1 protein-coding gene is annotated in these 1520 nt (G+C 70.4%); it reads left to right on the plus strand.

Translation table 11 applies throughout. From position 1 onward, the window contains the following. Positions 1-207: 207 nt before the first annotated feature. Entirely contained in the window at positions 208-1467 is a 1260-nt protein-coding gene (locus tag ACYVE9_RS26295; RefSeq protein ID WP_461030392.1) for an extracellular solute-binding protein, read from the plus strand. Positions 1468-1520 lie beyond the last annotated feature (53 nt).

Consider the following 1520-nt stretch of genomic DNA (forward strand, 5'->3'; position numbering starts at 1 on the left):
GTGCGCGCGGCGGCGAGCCGGCGGGCGGCGGACGGCTCGGAGCGGGTCGACCGGGTCCGCGGCGGCGTCCGGGATCAGCCGCCGGGCCAACTCCGGGTTACCGGCGAGTGGACCCTTGACCAGCCTATTGGTCTATGCCAATCATTGACTCCCCCACACTTTCAGCCAGTCGTTCGAAGATGAACAGCCTGTCACCTTGGGGGAACCATGCTCAGCCGCACCCGCGCGAGGACCGCCGCACTGGCCGTGGCAACGGTGCTGGTGGCGACCGCCTGCGGTACCGGACCGAACGGCTCCGCCGGGGAGACCACGCTCGACGTGTGGCTGATGCGCTACAGCCTCAGCGACGAGCTGGTGGCGGACTTCGTCCGCGACTTCGAGGCCCGCAACCCCGGCGTCAAGGCCGAGGTCACCGTCCAGGAGTGGGAGGGCATCGGCGAGAAGGTCACCGCGGCGCTGGCCTCCGACGACGCGCCGGACGTCATCGAGGTCGGCAACACCCAGGTCGCCCGGTACGTGGCCGGCGGCGGCGTGGAGAACCTCACGCTCAAGGTCGCCGATCTCGGCGGGGACGACTGGATCCCGGGCCTGGAGGAGCCGGGCAAGATCGACGGCTACCAGTTCGGCATCCCCTTCTACGCCGCGAACCGCGTGGTGATCTACCGCAAGGACCTCTTCGCACGCGCGGGCATCACCGAACCGCCGGCCACCCGCGAGCAGTGGTTCCAGGCCAGCGAACAGCTGAACCAGCCCGGCCAGCAGGGCATCTACCTGCCCGGCCAGAACTGGTACGTGCTCTCCGGGTTCATCTGGGACGAGGGCGGGGAGCTGGCCGTCGAGCAGAGCGGGCAGTGGCGCGGCGCGCTCGACTCCCCCGAGGCGATCCGCGGCATGAAGCTCTACCAGCAGCTCCAGTCCTACGGCAACGGCCCGACCGACTCCGACGAGGCCAATCCCGACCAGAACAAGGTCTTCGCGGAGGGCGAGATCGCCCAGGTCATCGCGGTGCCCGGGCACGCCAAGATGATCATGGAGGCCAATCCGGAACTGACCGGGCAGCTCGGCTACTTCCCCATTCCCGGCGAGAAGGCGGGAAAGCCGGGCGCCGTCTTCACCGGCGGCTCGGTGCTGATCCAGTCGGAGCGTTCGCGCCACCCCGAGGAGGCGTACGCCTTCATCAAGCTGCTGACCGGCGACAAGTGGCAGCGCGAGATCGCCACCACGATGAGTTACGTGCCCAACAAGACGACGCTGACCGACGCGCTCGACGGCGACCCGGGAGCCGCCGCCATGGCCAAGGGCGCGAAGAACGGCTTCGCCACCCCCAACTCGCCCTCCTGGGCGGCGCTGGAGGCGAACAACCCGATCAAGGAGTACCAGACGGCCGTGCTCACCGGGCAGGATCCCGAGGCCGCCGCCCGACGCGCCTCCGAGGCCATCACCTCGCTGCTCGGCAGCGGCTCCTGAGCCGCTCGGGCCCGGCAGCCGTCCGGCCCCGACCGCGGTGGGCGGGCGGGCCG

This window comes from Streptomyces sparsus, assembly GCF_054776295.1.

Bases quoted from the DNA above. Each gene is read 5' to 3' on its own strand.
- ACYVE9_RS26295 (WP_461030392.1), top strand. From the start codon at position 208: ATGCTCAGCCGCACCCGCGCGAGGACCGCCGCACTGGCCGTGGCAACG.